16 protein-coding genes are annotated in these 22815 nt (G+C 45.2%); 8 read left to right on the top strand and 8 right to left on the bottom strand.

The genetic code is table 11. The features are described from left to right. Positions 1–2: 2 nt before the first annotated feature. The 5 genes from GYY70_RS06205 to recC form a co-directional block, all read right to left on the bottom strand. The gene (locus GYY70_RS06205) at positions 3–1319 is read right to left on the bottom strand and encodes a DUF445 domain-containing protein (protein WP_174831631.1); all 1317 of its coding nucleotides are present in this window, start codon (positions 1317–1319) and stop codon (positions 3–5) included. A gap of 296 nt (positions 1320–1615) precedes the next feature. Beyond that, positions 1616–2617, bottom strand: coding sequence for a hypothetical protein (locus GYY70_RS06200; RefSeq protein WP_174831630.1), 1002 nt, complete (start codon positions 2615–2617; stop codon positions 1616–1618). A gap of 117 nt (positions 2618–2734) precedes the next feature. Beyond that, entirely contained in the window at positions 2735–3136 is a 402-nt protein-coding gene (locus tag GYY70_RS06195; protein WP_084547747.1) for a hypothetical protein, read from the bottom strand. Positions 3137–3190: 54 nt separating this feature from the next. Next, complete coding sequence (recB, locus tag GYY70_RS06190) at positions 3191–6817, bottom strand: exodeoxyribonuclease V subunit beta (RefSeq protein ID WP_174831629.1); 3627 nt, start codon at positions 6815–6817, stop codon at positions 3191–3193. Beyond that, positions 6817–10041 (bottom strand): exodeoxyribonuclease V subunit gamma, encoded by a 3225-nt coding sequence (gene recC, locus GYY70_RS06185; RefSeq protein WP_174831628.1) that lies wholly within the window; start codon positions 10039–10041, stop codon positions 6817–6819. Before recC ends, recB begins: the two co-directional genes overlap by 1 nt. 251 nt (positions 10042–10292) lie before the next feature. Between recC and GYY70_RS06180 the strand changes: the two genes are divergently transcribed. Further along, positions 10293–10664 carry a hypothetical protein gene (locus tag GYY70_RS06180; protein WP_025329990.1) on the top strand — a complete coding sequence of 124 codons (372 nt, stop codon included), beginning with the start codon at positions 10293–10295 and terminating at the stop codon, positions 10662–10664. A 75-nt stretch (positions 10665–10739) separates the two neighbouring features. Here GYY70_RS06180 and dsbD read toward each other — a convergent pair whose 3' ends face one another. Together dsbD and folE2 are read right to left on the bottom strand one after the other, a co-directional pair. Next, positions 10740–12599 (bottom strand): protein-disulfide reductase DsbD, encoded by a 1860-nt coding sequence (dsbD, locus tag GYY70_RS06175; RefSeq protein ID WP_232332564.1) that lies wholly within the window; start codon positions 12597–12599, stop codon positions 10740–10742. Between the two features lie 150 nt (positions 12600–12749). After that, the gene (gene folE2, locus GYY70_RS06170) at positions 12750–13523 is read right to left on the bottom strand and encodes a GTP cyclohydrolase FolE2 (RefSeq protein WP_174831627.1); all 774 of its coding nucleotides are present in this window, start codon (positions 13521–13523) and stop codon (positions 12750–12752) included. A 256-nt stretch (positions 13524–13779) separates the two neighbouring features. On the opposite strand from folE2, the gene GYY70_RS06165 reads away from it, so the two are divergent. From GYY70_RS06165 to GYY70_RS06155, 3 genes are read left to right on the top strand one after another with little or no spacing between them, the layout of a single operon-like run. After that, complete coding sequence (locus tag GYY70_RS06165) at positions 13780–14937, top strand: PLP-dependent aspartate aminotransferase family protein (RefSeq protein WP_096765443.1); 1158 nt, start codon at positions 13780–13782, stop codon at positions 14935–14937. Positions 14938–14957: 20 nt separating this feature from the next. Next, complete coding sequence (locus tag GYY70_RS06160; RefSeq protein ID WP_174831626.1) at positions 14958–15740, top strand: J domain-containing protein; 783 nt, start codon at positions 14958–14960, stop codon at positions 15738–15740. Between the two features lie 47 nt (positions 15741–15787). Further along, complete coding sequence (locus GYY70_RS06155; RefSeq protein ID WP_174831625.1) at positions 15788–16564, top strand: ferredoxin--NADP reductase; 777 nt, start codon at positions 15788–15790, stop codon at positions 16562–16564. An 81-nt stretch (positions 16565–16645) separates the two neighbouring features. Here GYY70_RS06155 and GYY70_RS06150 read toward each other — a convergent pair whose 3' ends face one another. Next, positions 16646–17023 carry a CHAP domain-containing protein gene (locus tag GYY70_RS06150; RefSeq protein ID WP_174831624.1) on the bottom strand — a complete coding sequence of 126 codons (378 nt, stop codon included), beginning with the start codon at positions 17021–17023 and terminating at the stop codon, positions 16646–16648. A gap of 502 nt (positions 17024–17525) precedes the next feature. On the opposite strand from GYY70_RS06150, the gene GYY70_RS06145 reads away from it, so the two are divergent. The 4 genes from GYY70_RS06145 (at position 17526) to GYY70_RS06130 (ending at position 22738) form a co-directional block, all read left to right on the top strand. Continuing rightward, on the top strand, positions 17526–17942 hold the full coding sequence (locus tag GYY70_RS06145; RefSeq protein WP_174831623.1) for a DciA family protein: 417 nt from the start codon (positions 17526–17528) through the stop codon (positions 17940–17942). A gap of 186 nt (positions 17943–18128) precedes the next feature. Further along, complete coding sequence (locus GYY70_RS06140; RefSeq protein ID WP_174831622.1) at positions 18129–18668, top strand: hypothetical protein; 540 nt, start codon at positions 18129–18131, stop codon at positions 18666–18668. A gap of 355 nt (positions 18669–19023) precedes the next feature. Then, positions 19024–21693: a preprotein translocase subunit SecA gene (gene secA / locus GYY70_RS06135; protein WP_084562488.1), complete on the top strand. Its 2670-nt coding sequence runs from the start codon at positions 19024–19026 to the stop codon at positions 21691–21693. 268 nt (positions 21694–21961) lie between these two features. After that, complete coding sequence (locus tag GYY70_RS06130) at positions 21962–22738, top strand: ferredoxin--NADP reductase (RefSeq protein WP_025329998.1); 777 nt, start codon at positions 21962–21964, stop codon at positions 22736–22738. Positions 22739–22815: the final 77 nt, after the last annotated feature.

The raw sequence follows: 22815 nt of genomic DNA, 5'->3' as shown, positions 1-22815 counted from the left end.
ATTCAGGCAATTATCCACTGGGATACAATGTAAATAATCAGACCGATGCATCCGCCGACGAGGGTGCCGTTAATGCGGATAAATTGTAAATCTCGCCCGACACTCAATTCGAGTTTATCAACCATTTGTTTACTGTCCCAGCTTTTGACTTTATCGGCAATGAACTGACTGACGCGATTTTTATACTGGCGAGTGATGAGTTTTGCACACAATGTAATCCGGGTATCCAGTCGCTGCATAAATCGCGGGTTTTGCATGGCTTGCTGCTGTATATGGGTAGATAACCGGCCGAGCTGCTGCTGCCACCATGAATTACTCTGGCTGGTGTCGTGTTCACTCCATGCCACAAAACTATCCCATAAATCCATTATGCTTTGTTGCAATGCTGCAGAATGCAGCAGTTGTTGCCGTCCGGCCGCAAGCCGTCTGTGCCAACTCCGGCTGCGACGTAATTTGCGTTCGGTAACGAGAAGCTGTTTTCGGCAGGCGCGCCAGAAAAAGTGCTTTGGGTTCGCCAATACCGCATCTATATAGGAATCTGCCCAATCGAGTGCTTTGCCGGCAACCCAGTCATCAATACGTGCAGTCAGTGTCGTTTTCAGCGAAGCCTTAAATTTATCCCATGTACTTGGATCGCTTTTTTCAATTTTACTTACCCAGGATAACAGACTTTTTTCAAGTTGTGCCCGTGTCTGTTCGTTTTGTAGCCATTGGCGTATTTGTTGCAGTAAAGATCGTATCAGCAGTGTATCAATACCTTGTTTATGGATTAAATGAAGAAAGTTAGCCAGTGTTTTGCCCAGACGGGCACCGCTGTACTGGGTGTTTAGCAGCTGACTGCAAAATCCGGCTACTTCACGGGCACTGGCGGTATTTAATAGCAGCGGAATCTGGCGGGTCAGAACAGGCAGCCATTTTTGCTGATTTTGCGGAGCACACAGCCATTGTAGGGTTCTGCTGGCCGGATGCATACGGTAGATGCGTCCGGCAATCGCTTTATCCTGTAAAAAATTATTTTCAATAAAACGTCCGAATTCATTGGCGATTCTTTCCTGTTTCTGAGGCAGAATTGCGGTATGAGGAATAGGCAGACCAAGGGGGTGGCGAAACAGGGCAGTAACTGCAAACCAGTCTGCCAGTGCTCCTACCATAGCGGCTTCGGTAAATGCTTTAAGATAGGCCAGAGCCGGATATTGTTTTTGCAGCAGGCAGCTTAAAACAAATAAAACACAGGCAATAATCAGCATACTGGTAGCCAGTATTCGCATCCGTCGCAGACGCTGGCGCTGTATCAGACTGGTAATGGTGGCTGTGTTCATAATATCGGTGTGTTTCAGATATCCGGATAAAATTTTTCAGTATATAAGCTTACTGGTTAATTGGTCTTGTTGCCGATTTGATTTCCTGAATTTACTCAACTGAATGAAAGTATCAATCTTGATAAGGGAGAAATAGCCGGTAGTTAAAGGTTGGTATCGTTAGCTGGATTTGATTTTATAATAAATTTTTTACCCGGACGCTATATTAAATAATACATATTATTTAATATTCCATGAATATTTCATTGATATGACGTTATGCTTTTTTGGCTGATAAAAATAATACTGGAAACTGATTATTCGGGTAATGGTTTTTGGAATGCTTTTACCGACAAAATAATGAGTACGCCAATATAATTTAAAATCATATAGAGCGAATAGTTAATCAGCCATACAATTTCGAATTGCTCTCCGGCTGCTGCACCGCAGAATTTCCTTGTTAGTCCGTATAAAATAGTGAGTGCCAGTAAATAATAGGCTGAACTGAAAGCTAAATAATTTAATAAACCAGACCGTGTAACTTGATTTTTTCTGGTAACACTATCTTTGATAGCGAGAGCAAAGGCCGGTAATATATAAATCCAGTAAAGTATAAAGCACAGAAACATTACTACAGAGAGGATATCAAGTATGCCACTTTCAAAATAAGGAATCATTAATCCTCTGCCAATTATGCTGTTACTGCAAGTCAGCACAAACAGATAAACTGCCGTGAAAATGAGCAACTTTTTAATACTGAATTTACCCTTGCCGGCTTTTTGTTCAGTGTTAGTTTTTTTGATGGTTAATAAATTATCGGAAGCAGAAGCTGTTTTACGACATTTAAATGATAAAACCTGACAGATAAATTTAAATATTAAAATAATAAAAGCACCAATGCTGTTAACAAAGGCATAAATAAAAACAAGGTAGTTATTGAAATAATTGAAATTGAGATATGTGATTGGTTTTAAATAAAGAAATAAAACAAAAATTAGAAAATAACTGATTGAATAACGCAAAAGTGTAACGGTTGATGGCGTCTTATCAGGACTACACACCCCTTTGAAGTATGAAGAAAAAATCTGCTTTATTGTTAGTCCGAATACCCATATTAATAAAAGACCAGAGGCCTCTGCACAGAAAGGAGCACAAAGGAATGAAAATAAAGTAAACTCATTATAAGATAGGTTTATATTATACTCATATAAAATTCTCCAGATATTCCAGATAAGATGAGTAACAGTCAAACAAATTAACGAAAGCTTCAGAGAATTATTCGTGTTAAAAATTTCTTTAGATTGATTTTTTATACTCAATTTATTCAGCCCCTGGCGATAACCTTAATTTGATTATCTGTAATCTCATCAATCCGGAGTTTTGTATTAATTGTATTTTTAACAATATGTATCAGACTATTTCAGTAAACTGTAACCTCAAGCCGTTACTTGTGGTTTACGGCGTTTATGCTGCCACCACTTGAATCCGTAACCGGCAATGACCGGAATCAGCGCATAAATAATCAGGGCTGTCCAGCTGCCGTACCAGTGTACCAGTGTGGTGGTACTGTTATCATTGTTAAGAACAATTTCGGTAGATGAGTAACAAATAGCGCGCCACCAGCACATAACCAGAAGCCCCAGAAAAACCGGCCAGATTTTGCATGTACGCCCGCGCTGCCATAACAGGAAAAATACCAGCGCCCATATCAGTGTCAGGGTAGTAACTAATAAACCCGTATCAGTTGGCAGATGCAGATAGCGACAGATAATAAAGGTGATAACGACCCATATGCCGGCAAGTATGGCCATGATAAATTCTTCGGGCTTGTTGAGCATGTTGTTGCTTCCTTAGCGAAAAATACGGCTGGAATGGTTAATATACCGCAGCTGCTATACTTTGTCATGTTCTACTAGCCATGGCCTGAGACTGGCTGTGTCTATATCCCATTTCCATATGCCATTCTGGTTGTGCGGATTAAGTCCGCGCAGGAAGAGATAACGTACGCTGATACTGGGCGGCAGCTGCCGGCGACTGTGCAGAAATCGTGCACAGGCAATGCTGTAAATGAGTGCCTGAAGGTAGTAATGATGTCTGGCAATAGCCTCGTCCATGTTTTCCTGAGTATAGTCTGACAGACGATTTCCCAAATGGTTGGATTTGTAATCAATAACATATACCTGACCATGCCGGTCTTCGCCTAGAAGATCGATAGCCCCGTTGATAAATCCGTTTACTGTAGCAAAATCCAGCTCCTGTGCCGCCTGAACACAGCATTGCGGTAATCCGGATGCGTGGTTAAACCACTGTTGTAAATCTGCGATACTGAAATCGGCAACCCGCAGCATGAAATTCATTTCAGCCACTCGTTGTGCTTTAGGTATGTTTGCAATAATGGTTTGTGGTGACAGCTGGCATTGGCGTACGGTATCAGTAAGCGTCTGCATGGTGGTGCTGTGCCGGCTGTCGAAACCATAACGCGCCAGACAGTCGAGAATATGCTCCTGTTCCGTTGCAGTAGCCGGCAGGCTGAATTCGGTCTGTTCCAGTATGGCATGCAGACAAAGTCCGGCGTTGATACCGCGCTCGAATGCGAGCACAGGTGTTTCCGCTTCTGTATCGGGGCTCAGCGGCTGAGTCTGTACTTCAGCCTGATCCAGCGCAGGTGCTATTTTTTCTTCTTCCGGAGCAGATTCGCGGTGACTGTAATCATGCCGGCTCAGACTGGTGAAACTGGTATAGCGTATGGATTGAAAAGTCCGTACTGTCGGTGTTAGCGCACGATAAGGTTGTTCGGGTTTTATACTGATATCAATACAGACAGGGTCTACACTACCTTCACACCATTGAAACAGCTCAGGGTTGCCGGCAGCCAGACATTGATGCCATGCAGCACGTAAAGTACTGGGCAGATTGGGCTTATGAGTTTCCTGCCAGAATTGGCGTGATTCTTTCAGGGTATTGTCCGGCTGTCCGTCCAGTAGCCATGCCATGGGGTTACTGGCGGTATTGTTGCAGGCGGCAGTGTACAGTATCAATTGTTCGCGTGCCCGGGTAAAGGCCACATAATACAGACGCAAGCGTTCGGCCATACTTTCGCATTCCAGCTCCTCCCGGTCGCTGTCACTGAGCAAACTATTGGCAATCAGTTCCACTTTATCCTGCTGATGCAGACGTTGCCAGTGTTCCTGATTATTAATGGCCTCTTTACCATCCCATGCAAACGGACAGAATACCACCGGATATTCCAGCCCTTTGGAAGCATGCATGGTCACAATTTTAACCAGCGCTTCATCACTTTCCAGTCGCAGCAGACTGCTTTCACCTGCTGAACGCTCGTTGCTGATGGCACTGGTCAGCCAGTTCAGCAGGGCGTTGGCCGTCGGCAGGGTTTGTTCAGCATCAGCCAGTAATTCGGCCAGTTGCCACAGATTGGTCAGACTGCGCTCATTGCGCTGTGTAAGCAATCTGATTTCCATGCCGGTCTGGCCGGCAAACCACTGTATGGCAGAATAAATACCATACTGCTGCCATTGTTCGCGGGTTTGTATTGCCAGCTGTATCCATTCGCTCAGTGTATTTTCATTTTGGTTCAGTTCTGCCAGCTGTGCTGCTGTCCAGCCGAACAGTACACCGCCAAGGATAAAGCGTAATGTTTCAGTGCGCTGCGGTTGCAGCCAGAAACGTAACAGAGCCTCGACAGCCTGTGCCTCAGTGCTGGAAAAAACTGAATGGTTTCCAAGAGAGACGCTCATGATGCCGCAGCGTTTCAATGCGCCGGCAATCATGCGGCCTTCATTATGTGAATGCACCAATACGGCAATATCGCCAGCCTGTAACGGCCGGTTACTCAGTAGCAGTTCTCCGCGCATACCCTGATTAATCATGCCGGCAATTTCATAGGCACAATATTCGGCCGCACGTGTCCGCAGACTGTCTTTATTCGGGATAATTTCCGCTCCCTTCTCGCTGACATCTATTTTTTCATGCAGCCAGCGCACCACTACTGCCGGTATAACAGTATTGCCGTGACTGTAATGCAGACGGTTATTTTCTGCCTGTGCCTGAACCTGCGGATAGCTGATACCCTCAAGAATAAAAGGCAGCTTTTTGCCGCTGAACAGGTGGCCAATGGCTTGTACCAGTGCCTGATGGCTGCGGTAATTGGTGGTCAGGGTATAGCGCTGCTGTGGCGGGGTATCGGCAGCGGCGCGCAGATAGGCGTGAATATCAGCACCACGGAAACGGTAAATAGCCTGTTTCGGGTCACCCACCATAATAAGCGGGCGGTTTTGTTCGGCAAACGCAGTTTTGAAAATTCGGTACTGCAACGGATCAGTATCCTGACATTCGTCTACCAGTGCAATCTGCCATGTTTGCGCCAGTGCTGCGGCCAGTGTTTCAGACATGGGATTATCCGCAGACAGTGCCAGACCCAGATCTGCCAGTAAATCGTCAAAGCTGCGCTGATGGCTGTTGCGCCGGTGCTGATTCAGACACTGGCGCACGTAGTTAAAACAGTCCAGCTGTAATTGCAGTGATATGCTGTCTTCTGCAATCAGCATGGCAGTAACAGCTTCTGCCAGCTCTACCAGTGGGGCAATGTTAGCTATCAGCTCATTATTGAGTGTTTGATTTTTTTTGGTGTTTTCCTGTAGCTGGGATGAGGCCAGTTTGGCACACTTTTCCAGTACAGAAGAAGAAAAAGAATGGCAGTTTACTTCGCTTTCCATTACCTGCTGCAGGTCAGTGAAAAGCTGCTGATAACTTTTCTGGCGGTAAATATTGCCATTTAGCTGCTGATGTAACTGCCAGAATGAATCCTGAATAAGGCTGAAATGTGTACATACGCTTTGCCATGCCTGTTGCCAGCAGTTATTTATGCCGGCTATATCCGCAACCGGCGGCTGGCGTACCTGTAAATCTACCATGCCGCAGTGCCGTCCCATTTCCTGCATAACCCGGGCAGGGGTAAGTTTGTAAGCGACGGCCAGAGTGGCCATGCTGCTGTTATTGCTTACCTGCTGCCGCCAGAAGTCTTCGGCAAATCGGCACAGCATTTCCGGATCAGTTTCAATAGTTTCCGTATCAAATGGTGTCTGGCATAAAAAGGCATAATCAGTGAGTACGCGCTGGCAGAATCCGTGAATGGTGTAAACGGCTGCACGGTCAAACTGGGTAATGGCTGCCTGTAGGCGTAGAATCAGACTGGCATCATCATCCTGACTGCGGGCACAGTCAATCAGCTGTTGCAGTACTGGGTCATTCTGTTCCGCAGGCAGATTATTTTGTAACAGAGCCAGAGCCTGATTAAGGCGGGTACGCAAACGGGTTTTCAGCTCCGCTGTAGCTGCTTTGGTAAAAGTGACCACCAGAATAGCGTCAACCGGCATGCGTTCCAGTAACACCAGCCGTGCAAACAGGGCGGCAATGTTAAAGGTTTTCCCGGTACCGGCAGAAGCTTCAATCAGGCTGCTGCCGTTTAAGGGCATGGTAATCGGATTTAATGCTTGGCTCATTATAATTTATCAGCGGTTTCCAACACTGCTGTCATGGGCAGCAGTAATTCTTCAATTAGTTGCCAGAACAGCGGGGTGTCAATCGGCAGTTCTTCATCGCGGCCAAATACCTGAGCTACTTCGGGATAGTCTGCCTGCGGTTTTCCGTTATGGCTGTCTGCATAGACTTTAAACGCGGTGCTGCGTTCTTCGGCACCATATTCGGGCGTACGGTTTTTCTTTTGCCGGTTACGATACCATTTAAGGGCTGTGGTAAGGCTGGTTTTCGGAAAAAAGGGCAGTGGCCGGCTTTGACCCAGCCGGTAATACTCCAGCCATAAAGCCAGTTGCGCTTGTGCATCAATCCGGCTCATTGCTGCCAGCATGCGCGGTTTGGCCGGATAAAGCTCATATGTGTCCTGTGCACCTTCGCTTTCAGTAGCGCAGAGGAGTAAATGGCGCAGATATAACTCAATATTATCCGGTGCTGTCGGGGCGTGATTCCGTTCAATAAGCTGCCCGCACTGATGTAAACAGCTGATGTTGCCACTTAGCTGTAACTGTTCATGTTCAAAAATAAAGGCAATATCGGCGACAGCGGGACTGAACAGTATGCTGCTGTCCAGAGCCAGTGTCTGATTGCGTAGAACCTGGCTGACGATCACGCCCAGCTCGCCTTCAGGCACCAGTCCGCTTACTGCCAGTGCTGCATCTACCTCAGCAAAGTCCAGATGCTGCCGGCGTGCACGGGTATAGGCAGTATAAATCGATGCACTGTTTTCAATTGCAAACGGTTCTGCTGCACTGACTGGTGTTTCCTGATAGGGTGCCTGCCATTGTAACTGCTGCTGAAGCCAGTGACGTACCGGATTACGCCAGAACCGGATAAAGGATTCAATATCAACTTCCTGATTCTGTTTTTCCGGTTCAGTTATTTTTGCATAAAATGGCGCAGGCTTATCTGTATTCTGATTCAGTGCCATGGCGTAATCACTGCGGCAGCTGACTAAATCGCCGTTAAAATAGCGATAGGAAAAGGGTTGTAACGGGTGTCTGATGATATGCTGCTGATTAAATACCAGTGGATTACAGCCGGTCATGGCGGCCAGAACATCGGTCAGCTCATAAAGCAGAGCAGAGGGGGCCAGTTCTTCGTTTTTGCGAATATCTTTACCGATATACGACAAATACAGTTTTTCGCGCGCACTTAAAATAGATTCAAGAAACAGATAGCGGTCATCGTTACGACGGGCACGATCGCCGCGGCGCGGGTGCTGTGCAATCAGGTCGAAAGCAGCAGATTTGGTAGTACGGGGAAATTCGCCGTCATTCAGACCGAGCAGACAGATACAGCGAAAGGGCAGGCTGCGCATCGGTACCATACTACAAAAGGTAATCCCGCCGCGCAGAAATCCGGCCTGACGGGTAGTGGATAAATAATTCTGCAAATGCTCGATTGCAATGGCCGGTTCAATAGTCAGATTAAATTGTGCCAGTGCTGCCTGCGCCTGCCATTCAGCCAGACTGGTTTCCAGTTGCTGCATGGCATGTCCGGACAGAGAATCAGTATCGGCTAAATCCCGCAGAAGTTGTCGTGTACGCGCAATCCATTCGGGAATGGTAGCTGCTTTTTGCCAGCAGCTATGATGTTTAATCAGACAATCTATTAACTGTTGTGCGCGTGCCAGAATTTCAGTCTGGCCGATATCACCGAACCATGGAAGCTGTTGCTGCCACAGTGCCGTATATTTATTTTCCGGCAGCAGCCAGCCGAGTACCGTACGTTCACGCGCCTGCTGCCAGGTAAAGTGCTTACCCTGTCCGCCATATTCATGACGCATATCTGCATCCACACCCCAGCGTACCCCTTGTTCGCTCCAGACACGGTGAATCAGTTCTGCATCGCTGTCGTTTAAATCAAAACGTGCGCGCAGAGCAGATTCATCCAGCAAAGGCAGCACAGTTTCAATATCAAACCGGCTCTGCATCAGTTGCAGCAGTTTTTCGAATAATTGCAGTAGTGGTTCATGCAGGCTGATTTTAACGTCGGCAATGCTATAAGGCAGAGCAGGCGTGTTGCCCTGCGTTTGTCCGAATACTGCGTGGATAAAAGGCAGATAAGGCTCAATATGTGGGGTAAGTACCGCAATATCCTGCGGCTGCCAGTGCGGATGTGCGGCCAGGTCCTGAATCAGCTGCTCTTTGAGAATTTGCAGTTCACGCAGGCAGGAATGCGCCGCCACAATCTGAATGGAATTATCATATTCCTGCAGCCGGTAGGGTGGTTCAGACTGTTTCGGATGTTGCAGGCACTGAATATCGTTTTGCAGACGGTGTAACAGAGTATCTGCCACTTCATCACACTGAGCATAGACAGAAGGCATATACACTACTTCACCCAGATCATTGAGTGCATCAAAAAAATCCCGCCCCTGTTTGCCCAGACTGGCCAGTAAAGGATGACCAACCACACTCAGGTCAGTTTCCTGACTATTGAGCAGCATATCTGCTGAGAGAACATTGCCCCAGTACTCAGCACACGGGTTTACCGCAAATATATGCACATCAGTATATTGGGCTATTACCTGTAATGCATGCAGATAAACCGGTGCCAGTGTGGCAATACCGAATACGAATATCCGCTCGGGTAAATGTTCAGAACCAAGTTTGCTCAGAAATTCCTGCATTAAGCCGGCGCGGTGTGGTAAATCTGATTCATTGTTCAGCCAGCGCCATAGCTCTGCCTGCCATTGCTCATCTTCACCCAGATTCGCAGATTTGTTTTCCTGCCAATTATTTATCCAATCATTGCGATAGATTAAATATTGGTCAAACATATCAGCAAGTTTTCCGGCCAGATGGTAAGGTGCCTGAGTACTGCTATCAAGATAAGAATGTAGTGCGGTAGCAGTTTGGCATAACTGAGGTTGTCTGAACGCCGGGCTATGAAACAATCCCAGTAAGCGCCAGCGCAATACTTCTGACTGAAACGGGTTAAGTGCTGGTGTTTGCGGTAATACCTGATGAGTTAATTGCCAGATGTAGCTGGCCGGCAGACTGAAATGCAGATTAGCGGCAATACCGTGCTCCTGAGCCAGATAGTGATTCAGATAGCGGCGCATACCCTGACTCTGTACCACGATTTCTGTTGCAGCCCATGCTGACTGTGGTGAGGTATGCTGATATACGCTGGCAAACAAAGCAGCTAAATCAGATAGTTGATTGGATTGATAAACATACAGCATAACAGCATCCGGCACCAGTTAAGACTGTTATTATAGCTGTACCAAAGTAACTTGAGCGGTTAGCCGGATACAAATTTGCTCCTATGTCAATTTTATTGCTATGACATAAATGCATGTTTACAGATATCAAATTAAAAAAATTTCTTTATAAAAATAGTTAATACTGGTCAAAAGCTGGAAAAAATTGGAAAATAGGTAATTAAATACTCTGCCATAATTAAAATACTGGCAATATAAAGAAGGATATCACAGTGAGATTTGATGGCGTCATTGATGAGTTAGCGGCAACTAAAGGTGTCATGGCGTGTGCTGTCGTGGATTATGAAAGCGGAATGTTTATAGACGGGGTTAGTCCGTCAGGCATGGATCTTGACATTCTGTCCGCCGGCAATACCGAAATTGTGCGTTCAGAAATAAAGGCTATTGAGCGCCTTTATGGTCAGGACAACAATGAAGATGCTATAGACGATATTCTTATCAGCCTGCATAAACAATATTATTTATTGCGGCCGATGAAGAATGTTCAAGGTGTGTTTATGTTTATGGTACTCGACCGCAAAACAGCCAATCTGGCACTGGCACGGCGCGCTTTAAAAGTGGCTGATCGTCATTATCAGGATTGAAACACTCAAACAGAAAAAGTATGCACTGTTAACTCTCTGTGCAACAGCCTCTTTGCAAGCAAAGAGGCTGTTAATTTATTGTGCTTTCTGTACTTGTTTGTCATACCAGCTTAACAATTCTGATGCCGGTACATAGCCAATCAGTGGCTGGCTGCGATAGCCGTTTCTGTGTACAACAAATAATCCCGGAGGTCCGTACAGACCATAGCGCTGCATCATTCTGCGCTGTGCCGGCGTATTATTGGTTACATCAATCTGTAAAAAACGCTTTTCTTCAATTACCCGTCTGACTGAAGCTTTACTTAAAGTAAATGCGGTCATTTCCTTGCAGGATATACACCAGTCTGCATAAAAATCTACCAGTACCGGCTTATTCGGATCTTCATCAAACAACTCTTGCATAGCCTGACGTAATTGTTCCGGCTTATCAAAATAACGACCAAAATGCTGACCGTTTGGCGGAGTTAAAGTAAGAAAACGATGTAAAGGCGTCACACAGTTCATTATGCTGGCAGAAACAAAACCAATGCCACAAGCCAGAAACAGTATACCGGTAATCGCATTAAACCAGCGCTGGCGTGCTGATGAATGATACCACTGCCAGCCTAAATAGATTGCGGGTATCAGCATCAGTAAAGTATAAATAGTGACTACCAGATAGTAATTCAGAAACGGAGTGGCAATATAGGTAGCTGCACCCAGCAGCATCAGACCGAACAGATATTTGACACCAATCATCCACTTACCGGCACGGGGCAGAATATGCACACCGAATACAGAAATCAGAATCAGCGGGATGCCGGTACCCAGTGCCATAACATACAGAGCCATGCCGCCCAGAGCAGCATCCCCGCTCTGAGCAATATAACCCAGTGCAAAAGCCAGAGGTGGTGCGACACAGGGGCCGACAATCAGCGCTGACAATGCCCCCATTATCAGCACAGAGAGCAAATGTCCGCCATGAAAGCGACCGCTGACCCGCTGAAAAAACGTCTGCCAGCGTGCCGGCAACTGAATACTGTATAAATCAAACATTGATAAAGCCAGTATCACCAGTATGGCTGCGGCAGCCAGCACTACTGCAGGCTGTTGCAGCCATCCGGTCAGAAACGCACCGGTACGGGCAGTAACAATACCAACAATAGTGTAGGTAAAAGCAAGCCCCTGTACATAAACAAATGACAGGATAAATGCCCGCAATTTAGTGGTTTTCCGGCGGGTACCCATTACGATGGCTGATACTATCGGCAGCAGCGGATACATGCATGCTGTCAGACTCAATCCCATCCCGGCAATAAAAAAAGTCATTAAATTGGTAATCAGCGTTGCGCGGGAAAGCTGAAACAGACTGTCTCCGCCTGAGCTGCCTGACCACTCCGGTGGCGGAGCTTTAACCGGAGGGTCAGTAAAAGTATCCGGCGGGACTGGCTGAATATGTGTTGATTGTGGCGTAATACGATATTTGCCGGTACGGCTGATGGTAAATGTATTTTCTACCGGCGGATAACAGATTCCTGCATCTGCACAGCCCTGATAAGATAAAGTTAACTGATACGGAACAGTCTGTGCATCTGCCTTATAGTGCCAGACTGCATCTGCATGATTGTAGTAAACCTGCTGGGTACCAAAAAACTCATCGTGCTTTTGCTGTCCCTGCCGGATAAATTGTCCTTCACCAAATATATCCGCCGGCTCAGTAGTAATCTGAATTTTATTCCGGTACAAGTAATAGCCGTCGGCAATAACAAAATGTACACGAATATCCTGATTATGAACGATCAGTTCCGGTACAAAAGCCTGTTCCGGAGGTAATAAATTTTTATTGTCCGCAGCCAGTACCGCACTATTCAGCCCCGGCAGCAATACCAGCAGCATAAACAGCAGTTTTAACAGGGAAGCCATACAGACACGAGAACGGGTAGGATTGTGATACATAAAAAATGGTCACAGTAACCAGTGTAATTTCAACCTGAACAATCAACAAAGAAAATGACTACCGGCAGAACCGAAGGGTAGTCATTATCTCCCCTTAAGTGCTTTCTGATTTCGTTTATCCAGATAAAGCTAAGTCTGCAAACAATCAGTTTACGGGTATTGTATCAGTGCATAGGCAGAATGGTTATGAATAGATTCAAAATTTTCACTTTCTACTGTAAAAGACTGAATACGTGTATCAGTTTTTAGCGCGGTAGCAACATCACGAACCATATCTTCAACAAATTTGGGGTTATCATAAGCATATTCAGTGACATACTTTTCATCCGGCCGTTTCAGCAAACCGTATAACTGACATGAACCCTGTTGTTCTACCAGATCAATAATTTCTTCAATAGCAATTGATTCAGTGCATACCAGCGTAACAGTGACATGTGAACGCTGATTATGCGCTCCGTAAGCAGAAATTTCCTTACTGCACGGGCACAGACTGGTAACCGGAATGATAACCTGCAATGTTTGCTGATAAATACCGGCCTGAATTTCGCCACTGAGCACCACTTCATAATCCAGCAGGCTGGAAATACCGCTTACCGGAGCCTGCTTTTGCCGGAAAAAGGGAAAGCGCATACTGATTTTACCTGCTGTTGCCTGAAGTTTTTCTAACATGGTGGCAGTCAGTTGCCGCAGTACAGTAAAATCAATACTGTCATGCTGTGTCTGCATTAACTCAATAAAGCGTGACATATGTGTGCCTTTCTGTTCGGCCGGCAGTGACACAGTCATGGTTAAATCAGCAACAGTATGTTGTTTACCTGCAGCACAAATAATACTCAGCGGCAGGCGTAAGCCTTTCACGCCAACCTGATTGATTGGCATATTGCGTTTATCAACACTGCTTTGCACGTCGGCAATAGTGTCCATTCTGATAATTTTCCTTGCAAAACAAATCTGAATCCAGCCGGCGCAGTATAGTTAAACCACAGAAACCGCCGGCATATAAGGCGTAAAATTATACTGTATGCCTTAATTCCGAGCAAATCAGTCGGGATTAGTGTAAAAGAAACAGTATGCTGCCTGATAACCAGAGTGCGTGCTAAACTAGCAGCCTCAGTACTAATGCCGTTACCCGTATAAACAGCTGTCTGAACAGCAAAACCAGTAATCAAATGGAGAAAATATGAAATTTGCCACACAGACCATTCATTCCAGTTATCAGCCGGAAGAGCATAACCGTGCCCTAATGCCGCCTATTTATCAGAACAGCATGTTCGCCATGAATGAAATCGGCGAAAATATTCCGTTCCGTTATGCGCGTATTTCCAATCCGACACGGCAAGTACTTGAAGACACAGTCGCCGAGCTGGAAAATGGCTGTGCCGGTTTTGCCTATGGCAGTGGTATGGCCGGAATCGATGCTGTGTGGCGTACTTTTCTGCGGCCGGGTGATACCATTGTTGCGGTAGCCGATATTTATGGCGGAGCTTATGATTTATTAACCGAAGTATATGCCCAGTGGGGTGTTAACGTTATTTTTGCCGATCTTACCAATCCGGATAATCTGGACCGGATACTGGCACAGACCAAAGTAAAAATGGTATGGCTGGAAACCCCGAGTAATCCGCTGCTGCGTCTGGTAGACATCGCTGAACTGTCTGCTAAAGCCAAAGCTGCCGGTGCCATTGTCGGTATGGATAATACTTTTGCGACACCCTACGTACAGAATCCGCTGAATCTGGGTGTGGATATCGTCTTTCATTCCGCAACCAAATACCTGTGCGGACATTCAGATGTGCTGATGGGTATTGTTGTGGTAAAAGATCCTGCACATGCAAAATTATTACGTGCCATAAGTATTAATACCGGCGGCGTGGCCGGCCCGATGGACTGTGCACTGGTATTACGCGGTATCAAAACACTGGTTGTGCGTATGGACCGGCATTTATCCAATGCGGCTGAACTGGCCAGACGCTTGCAGCAGCACCCTGCGGTAGAAAAAGTATTTTATCCCGGTCTGGCGGAGCATGAACACCATGATATCGCCTGTAAACAGATGCAGCATGGTTTTGGCGGAGTGGTCTCCATTTATTTACGTCAGAACAGTCGCGAAGCAGCCAATAGTGTGATAAAAAATCTGCGCATGATTCGGATGGCGGCCAGCCTTGGCGGCGTCGAAAGCCTGATTAATCACAGTGCCAGCCAGTCGCATAGCGGCATGAGTAAAGAAGTTAAAGAATCTCTGGGCATCCGTGAAGGCCTGCTGCGCATTTCCGCCGGTATCGAAGATATTGAAGATATCTGGGATGATATCAATCATGCACTCAATACCTTGATTTAACCTGTGTAAGTGAAAAATCCGTGCACAATTATTATGAAGTATTAAATGTTGCTCAAGGGGCATCCGACGAAGTCATTCGTGCGGCCTATCGGGCTTTGTCACAAAAATACCATCCTGACCGCAATCCGCATAATCCGCAGGCGCATCAGCGTATGGCTGAGATTAATAAAGCATATGCAGTACTGTCTGATCCGGAGCAGCGCCATCATCATGATGTGTGGATTGCGCGGCAAAGCCTGCAGGCAAGGTTGTCACCGTCATTGCTGGCGCGCCGGCAGACACCATTTGCGCCTCCGGTTTTATTGCCTAACCATCAGGATAAAGTTGTCGACCTGCACGAACGCGGTCATGGCTGGTTATGGATTGTGGGGATTGCCGTACTGATTGCTATGGGCGGAGTTTGGTGGAGGCTGGCATATCCGCCGGCTAATAATGTTAATGAGCAGGGCAGCATGCCAGTTACCGCGGCACCCAATGGACAGCTTTTCCCGCTTAAAGCGGCTTATGTATCCGGCTATCCGGTTTTGCGTGAGCGCGGCAATAATAATATTGTTGTACATGCCACCTCCTTGCAATCGCCGGTATTTGCCCAATTATACGAATTGCACGCCGGTAAATTTACTGCTATACGCACCTTTTATATTCCGGCGGGCGAAACCTTTACCCTGCATAAAATCGGTGATGGCAGTTTCAGCCTGCAATACCAGCGTATTAATGATGGAAAATGGGCAGTAAGTGATGGTATTGAAATCAGTCATACCGAAGCCAGCCGAAAATATCAGGATATCGATATCAGACTGTAATCATACTGTCACCGCTCAGGCGGTGCTACACACACAGGAATAACTGCATGCAGGCTGCCGCAGAAGCTAAATTTACTGAAGAAACCGTACTCTGGGTCAAACAGCATACCCCTAAACTGCTGACTTTTGCCATCACCCGGCCTGAAGCCTATCGCTTCAGTGCCGGTCAGTTTTCGCGTCTGGGTTTTCGAGACGGCGCAGGTTTTATCTGGCGCGCCTATTCTGTTGTATCTGCCGAATATGCAGATACACTCGAATACTTTGTAGTATTGATTGAAGGCGGACCGATGAGCGCCCGGCTGGCACAATTGCAGGCAGGCGATTCTATACTGCTGGATAAAACCGCTTTTGGCTTTTTTCTGCCGGGGCGATTTACTGATGGCGAGCAGCTGATCATGCTCAGTACCGGCAGCGGCATTGCACCGTTTCTGTCTATGCTGCAACAGCCTGCTGTCTGGGAACGTTTCCGGCATATCGGGCTGGTACATTCCGTTTCATATGCCAAAGAACTGATTTTCAGCCAGCATATAAACGAGTTAATCCATCACCCTCTGATTGGCGAATATACAGATCAACTGACTTACCAGCCGGTAGTTACCCGTGAACCAACTGCCGGAGCACTCGGTCAGCGTCTGCCGCAATTATTGCAGAATGGTACGCTGGCAGAAGGTCTGGGTTTGAATTTCAACCAAGAACAAACCCGTTTTATGCTGTGTGGTAATCCGGCCATGGTTACCGATACTTTTCAGACCTTACTGGATATGGGCTATAGCATGCACCGCAACAGAATACCCGGACAGATTATTATGGAAAACGGCTTTTAAATGGTTAATATACTATTGCTTTAACATAAAGCCGATCCAATGGAGCTACGTATTACTGTTGATGACTCATTATGGATTTACTTATTCCATTCGATAAATTTTATATGAAGGTTTTTTTTCGGTGTAAATTGAACCGGGCCAGAAATTTTTTTGTTTAAAATCTGAAATCCACTGAGAACCAGAATACATTTGCATATGACCATGTTTATGTTGAGCATCCGGATTCTGTATTACAGCAATGTCGCCAGCTTTATAGCCACCGGGAACAGAAGAATATTCAGTAAACCCAGCGCTTTTTAAAAATGGGCCATAGTCTTTTGCCGAAGTTGGTCTTGGTCCCAATAAACTAATTCCACCTGCTTGAATGGCTTCTCTAACATATTTAGCACAGTACCCTTGTGATTGTGACTTCGCATGGTTCTTAAGGTGAGTGACGGCTTTGTTAACATCCCATGTCATTAGAAATTCTCCTGATTTTGATTGCCCTAAAAAATTAAATGAAATTTAATCATTTGCTATTGTTCAGTAAAATATTACAAATACAATTTAATACCAAATAGACTATTGTTTTGTTGAGAGGCAGTAAATTTTTGAATTCAATACCACCTTCAATTTTACTATATATTTTTATAATATGCAAAAGTATGTCAATATATATAGCTATTTGTATAGAAAAAGCTATTAATCATTACAATAATATTAAATTATTTAAAATTATGCAATATTTGTGTTTGTGTGCATGGAAGAATAAATGCAAATTTGTTTTTATAAAAATATACTGCATGTTATTGTTTATAGTTGATGTAGATGAGTTCGTAGTAATTACTGCTTGCGCAGCTTAGTAATTTATAATAATTGTTTTTTAAATCAATATTTAAAAATGATTATAAATAACGTTCATCGCTATTTAAATAAATGGTGAATGCCATTGTATCTCGAATAATTTACGTTAGTATTTAAAATGAATTTAAACCGTTTCGGCAAAACGAATGCTCAGCTGAATCATTTACTGGTGCAGTCTGCACACTGGCAGCGGTTGAATGCATGCCTTAAACAGGAGCTACCAGCCAGTCTGTGTGCTCATTTTAATGTGGCCTGTGTGCGTGCTGGCTGTCTGGTAGTGATTGCTCATAATAGTATGGTGGCTTCACGCTTACGCATGGTGTTGCCAGCACTATTACCACAAATACAAAAAATTGATACCACCATTGAAAATATAAAAGTTAGAGTAAAACCAGCAGATTCAAAACAGAAGGTGATTAAAAATGCCAGTTTAAGCCCTGTAGCTCGTAATGCATTGATGCGTTCGGCTCAGGCTTTAAGCCATCATCCGGAACTGGCAGCAGCATTACGCAGCTTAAGTGAAAAAAACGATTAGAATAGTATTTTTGCAGAAATAAGTAAACTAATCATTTCTGATTATGAATCATATTGAGGTTTGAATATACACATTGATTTTATTATGATAATATTTTAGCTATAATACTTTATCGCTAGTACGTTTTGTTTTGCAAAAATATCATTTAATCTAATTATTATACTTATTTATGATTAGGGTCAAAACATGAGAACACAAAATATACTTTTATGCAGTTGTTTACTTATTTTCAATTTAGCTGGGGGGGCAGCAATTGCAAAAACTAATACAGTAGTATTGAGCAATCAATTCAAGGCTGCGCTATTGTGCAAAGCCGAACCTGTTGATGCACGTGATTCAGGTATAACTACACAGCTTAATAAACAAAAAATTACTGTAAAAAATTTCGAAAAAGACGGCCTTATTGATCTGGAATATCGCTTTACTAAACCGCTGCAGATTGCAAATACTTCTGTTTCTGTGGTTCGATATCAGGGCGATAGCGGTTCATATTTTTTTGCCATAGCCAAAGGCGATATGGCCAGATTTGCTAAATCTATTGGTGCCAAACCCGTACCGGTTCAGTTAAAAGAGACTCTTTCCTGGGGCGATAATATAAACCAGTACTATCAATATACAACTGACGTAACTGCTGATAATCCCTATCCAGACACAATTCTTATCGGACGAGACAAAACTTCGAAACAGGGTGAATTTTATTTTGGCTGCTTACGATTTGATTATTAATCATTTAAAAAAAACAAAATCGTAACAATAACATAGCCTTTACAGCTAAATTTAACCATTCTCGATATTTCTTAACCACATTATCATCTGCATTGCAGATGATATTTTTTTATAGACACTGCTGTATTAATCACAGCAGCAACAGCATCTTTTACCACAGACAGCGCTTGGAAAAAACAGTTTTACCATTATATTAAGCACCATAAACAGCAATCAGTAACTTCTGAACAGCTTCAGATTGCACATAATTGACACAGGCATGCAAACAGCCGCACAGCAGCGTAGGCGCTTGTGTTAAAATCTTCTATTTCAAGCTTACTATTTATTGCGCCAGCAGGTGCCGGACTGTTGATTTATGTTGAAAAACTTAGCTAAAAAAATTCTCGGAAGCCGCAACGACCGGCTTTTGAAACAATATCGTAAAGAAGTATCCAGAATCAATGCGCTCGAACCGCAACTTCAAGCTTTAAGCGATACTGAACTACAGGCTAAAACTGCTGAATTCAAACAACGTCTGGCTGATGGGGAAAAACTCGATAGCCTGCTGGTAGAAGCTTTTGCCGTATGCCGTGAAGCCAGTAAGCGTGTACTCGGTATGCGGCATTTTGATGTGCAGCTTATCGGCGGTATGGTACTGCATTATGGCAAAATTGCCGAAATGCGTACCGGTGAAGGGAAAACTCTGGTTGCCACGACAGCCGTCTATCTGAATGCTCTGACCGGTAAAGGCGTACATGTAGTTACCGTGAATGATTATCTGGCTGCACGTGATGCCGGAATCATGCGTCCGCTGTATGAATTTCTGGGCATGTCTGTCGGCATCATTATCAGCAACATGGATCATGCCGATAAAAAAGCCGCTTATCTGGCTGATATTACTTACGGTACCAACAATGAATACGGCTTCGATTATTTACGCGACAACATGGTAAGTGATCAAAGCGAAAAAGTGCAGCGTGAGCTCTCATTTGCAGTAGTTGATGAAGTAGACTCCATTCTGATTGATGAAGCCCGTACACCGTTGATTATTTCCGGTCAGGCTGACGATAACGTCACGCTTTATCAGGTAATGAATCAGATTCCGCCACAGCTGATTGCCCAGAAAAGCGAAGACGGTGAGGGCGATTACTGGGTAGACGAGAAAGCCCGGCAGGTAGTGCTCAGTGATCAGGGGCATGAGCATGCCGAGCAGATTCTCACCAAAATGGGTTTGCTGCAGGAAGGCGATTCCCTGTATTCCACTACCAATATCATGCTGATGCATCATCTGATGGCTGCGCTGCGTGCTTATACACTCTACCAGCGCGACCAGCATTATGTGGTACAGGATGGCGAAGTAATTATTGTTGACGAATTTACCGGCCGCCTGATGGCCGGACGGCGCTGGTCTGATGGTCTGCATCAGGCTGTTGAAGCCAAAGAAGGCGTGGAAATCAATAAAGAAAACCAGACACTGGCTTCCATTACTTTCCAGAATTTCTTCCGTCTGTATGACAAACTGGCCGGCATGACCGGTACTGCCGACACGGAAGCCTTTGAATTCCAGAATATTTACGGTCTGGAAACCGTTATCATCCCGCCAAACCGCCCGATGATACGTAAAGATCTGAACGACCAGATATATCGTTCAATCGAAGAAAAATACGAAGCTGTGGTTGCCGATATCAAAGAGCGCCATGCCAAAGGTCAGCCAATCCTTGTTGGTACCACCAGTATTGAAAATTCCGAACTGGTATCCGCCTTACTGGATAAAGAGCACCTCAGACATAATGTTCTCAACGCCAAAGAACATGCTCGTGAAGCGGATATTATTGCTCAGGCAGGCCGCCCCGGCATGATTACCGTAGCCACCAATATGGCCGGTCGTGGTACGGATATTGTGCTTGGTGGCAATATCAAGCCGCAAATAGATGCCATTAATGCCGATGACAGCCTCAGCGAAGAAGCGAAAAAAAGTGAAATCGACAAATTACAGCAGCAATGGCAGATTGACCACGATGCCGTGATTGCAGCTGGCGGTTTACACATTATCGGTACCGAACGCCATGAAAGCCGCCGTATTGATAATCAGCTGCGCGGCCGTGCCGGTCGTCAGGGTGATGCCGGTTCCAGCCGCTTTTACCTGTCGTTTGAAGATCCGCTGTTGCGCCTGTTTGCACTTGACCGTGCAACAGCCATTCTTAACCGTCTGGCTCCTGAACGTGGCGTGGCTATAGAAGCCGGAATGCTCAACCGTCAGATTGAAGGAGCACAGCGCAAAGTCGAAAACCGTAACTTCGACATGCGCAAACAAGTACTCGAATACGACGATGTAGCCAACGACCAGCGTAAGGTTATTTATCATCAGCGTGCCGATATTCTGGCCAGCAACGATATTGACGGTCTGATGCAGGAAATACGCCATGATGCAATTGTTGATACTGTAGACAGCTTTATTCCGCCGGATAGCATGGAAGAGCAGTGGGATATTTCCGGTCTGGAAAACAAACTGGCTGCTGATTACAACATTGAAGTTTCCATCAATGACTGGCTTAAAGAAGACAACAGCCTCGACAACGAAAGCATTTCTGAACGTCTGCTGGATATAGTAGAAAAAGATTATGCTCATAAAGTCGAACTGGTTGGCATCGACACCATGCGCAAATTTGAACGCGACATCATGCTGCAAATCATTGACAGCCGCTGGCGCGAACATCTGGCCGATATGGATTACCTGCGTCAGGGTATTCATCTGCGCGGTTATGCCCAGAAAAACCCGAAACAGGAATACAAACGTGAAGCATTTGAAATGTTTCAGGCCATGTGGAGCAATATTCGCCATACCGTTGCTTCATTGCTGATTTCAGTGCGTTTTCAACCGGCCTCTGAAGAAGAACAGCACGAAGTATTCGCTGCTGATAATGTAGCAGAAGATGAAGATTTCAGCCCGGAAGCTCTGGAAGCGCGCGGTATTGTTATTCGTCGTAACGATCCGTGCCCGTGTGGCAGCGGTTTGAAATATAAACTGTGCCATGGCCGTCTGTAACTGCGGATAAACCAGCTTAACATCAACAGGTTGCTATAATTATGGCAACCTGTTGATATATTTACTGCTGTTCAGATAAAACTGTCTGAAACAGAGTACTTTTATTAAAGTGAATACTCTAAAACCCATTGAACAGCACATCAAATTGTCTTAAAATTCACACCTTACGTCAGCGACCAGAGCATAAAATGTCCCTGAATGGCAACAGAAAGCTGGCGTGTTTTCGGTTTACGCTAATAATACCGCTTTCCTTAACCATGGATAATTAATGGCAGCCTATAACACACAAAAAGTATTGTCTGTACACCACTGGACAGACGCATATTTCACATTTACCTGCACACGGGACGAATCATTACGTTTTCAGAATGGTCAGTTTGTGATGATTGGTCTGATGGTAGACGGTAAACCCCTGATGAGAGCCTACAGTATTGCCAGTGCCAATTGGGAAGAAGAGCTGGCTTTTTTCAGTATTAAAGTACAGGATGGTCCGTTAACCAGCCGCCTTCAACATCTGAAACCGGGTGACGAAGTACTGGTGAGTAAAAAGCCTACCGGTACCCTGATTGTCGGTGACCTTAACCCCGGCAAACACCTGTATCTGCTGTCTACCGGTACCGGTCTGGCACCATTTCTCAGCGTAACCAAAGACCCGGACATCTATGAACAGTTTGAAAAAATTATTCTGATTCACGGCGTGCGCTATAAAAAAGATCTGGCCTATTATGATCATTTCACCACAGAGTTACCCAATCATGAATATCTGGGTGAATTAGTACGTGAAAAACTGATTTACTATCCGGTGGTTTCCCGGGAAGATTTCATCCATCACGGACGCCTGACTGATTTAATGAAATCGGGTAAACTGTTTACCGACATTGGCTTGCCGCCGATTAATCCTGCTGACGACCGGGCGATGATTTGCGGCAGCCCCGAAATGCTCAGAGACAGCTGTGAAACACTTAACAGTTTTGGTTTGACTATTTCCCCGAAAATGGGGCAGCGTGGTGACTACGTTATCGAACGCGCTTTCGTTGACCAGTAAAATCTGAACGTATATTTCACAGGCAGCCATTGTCACACAATGTGCTGCCTGTTCTGTACCTGCCTGTAGCTAAACCG

This window comes from Snodgrassella sp. ESL0324 (genome assembly GCF_013344955.1).
Taxonomy (GTDB): Bacteria; Pseudomonadota; Gammaproteobacteria; order Burkholderiales; family Neisseriaceae; genus Snodgrassella; species Snodgrassella alvi.
Note: the sequence above shows the minus strand (reverse complement) of the source record. Positions and strands in the feature narration are given on the sequence as shown.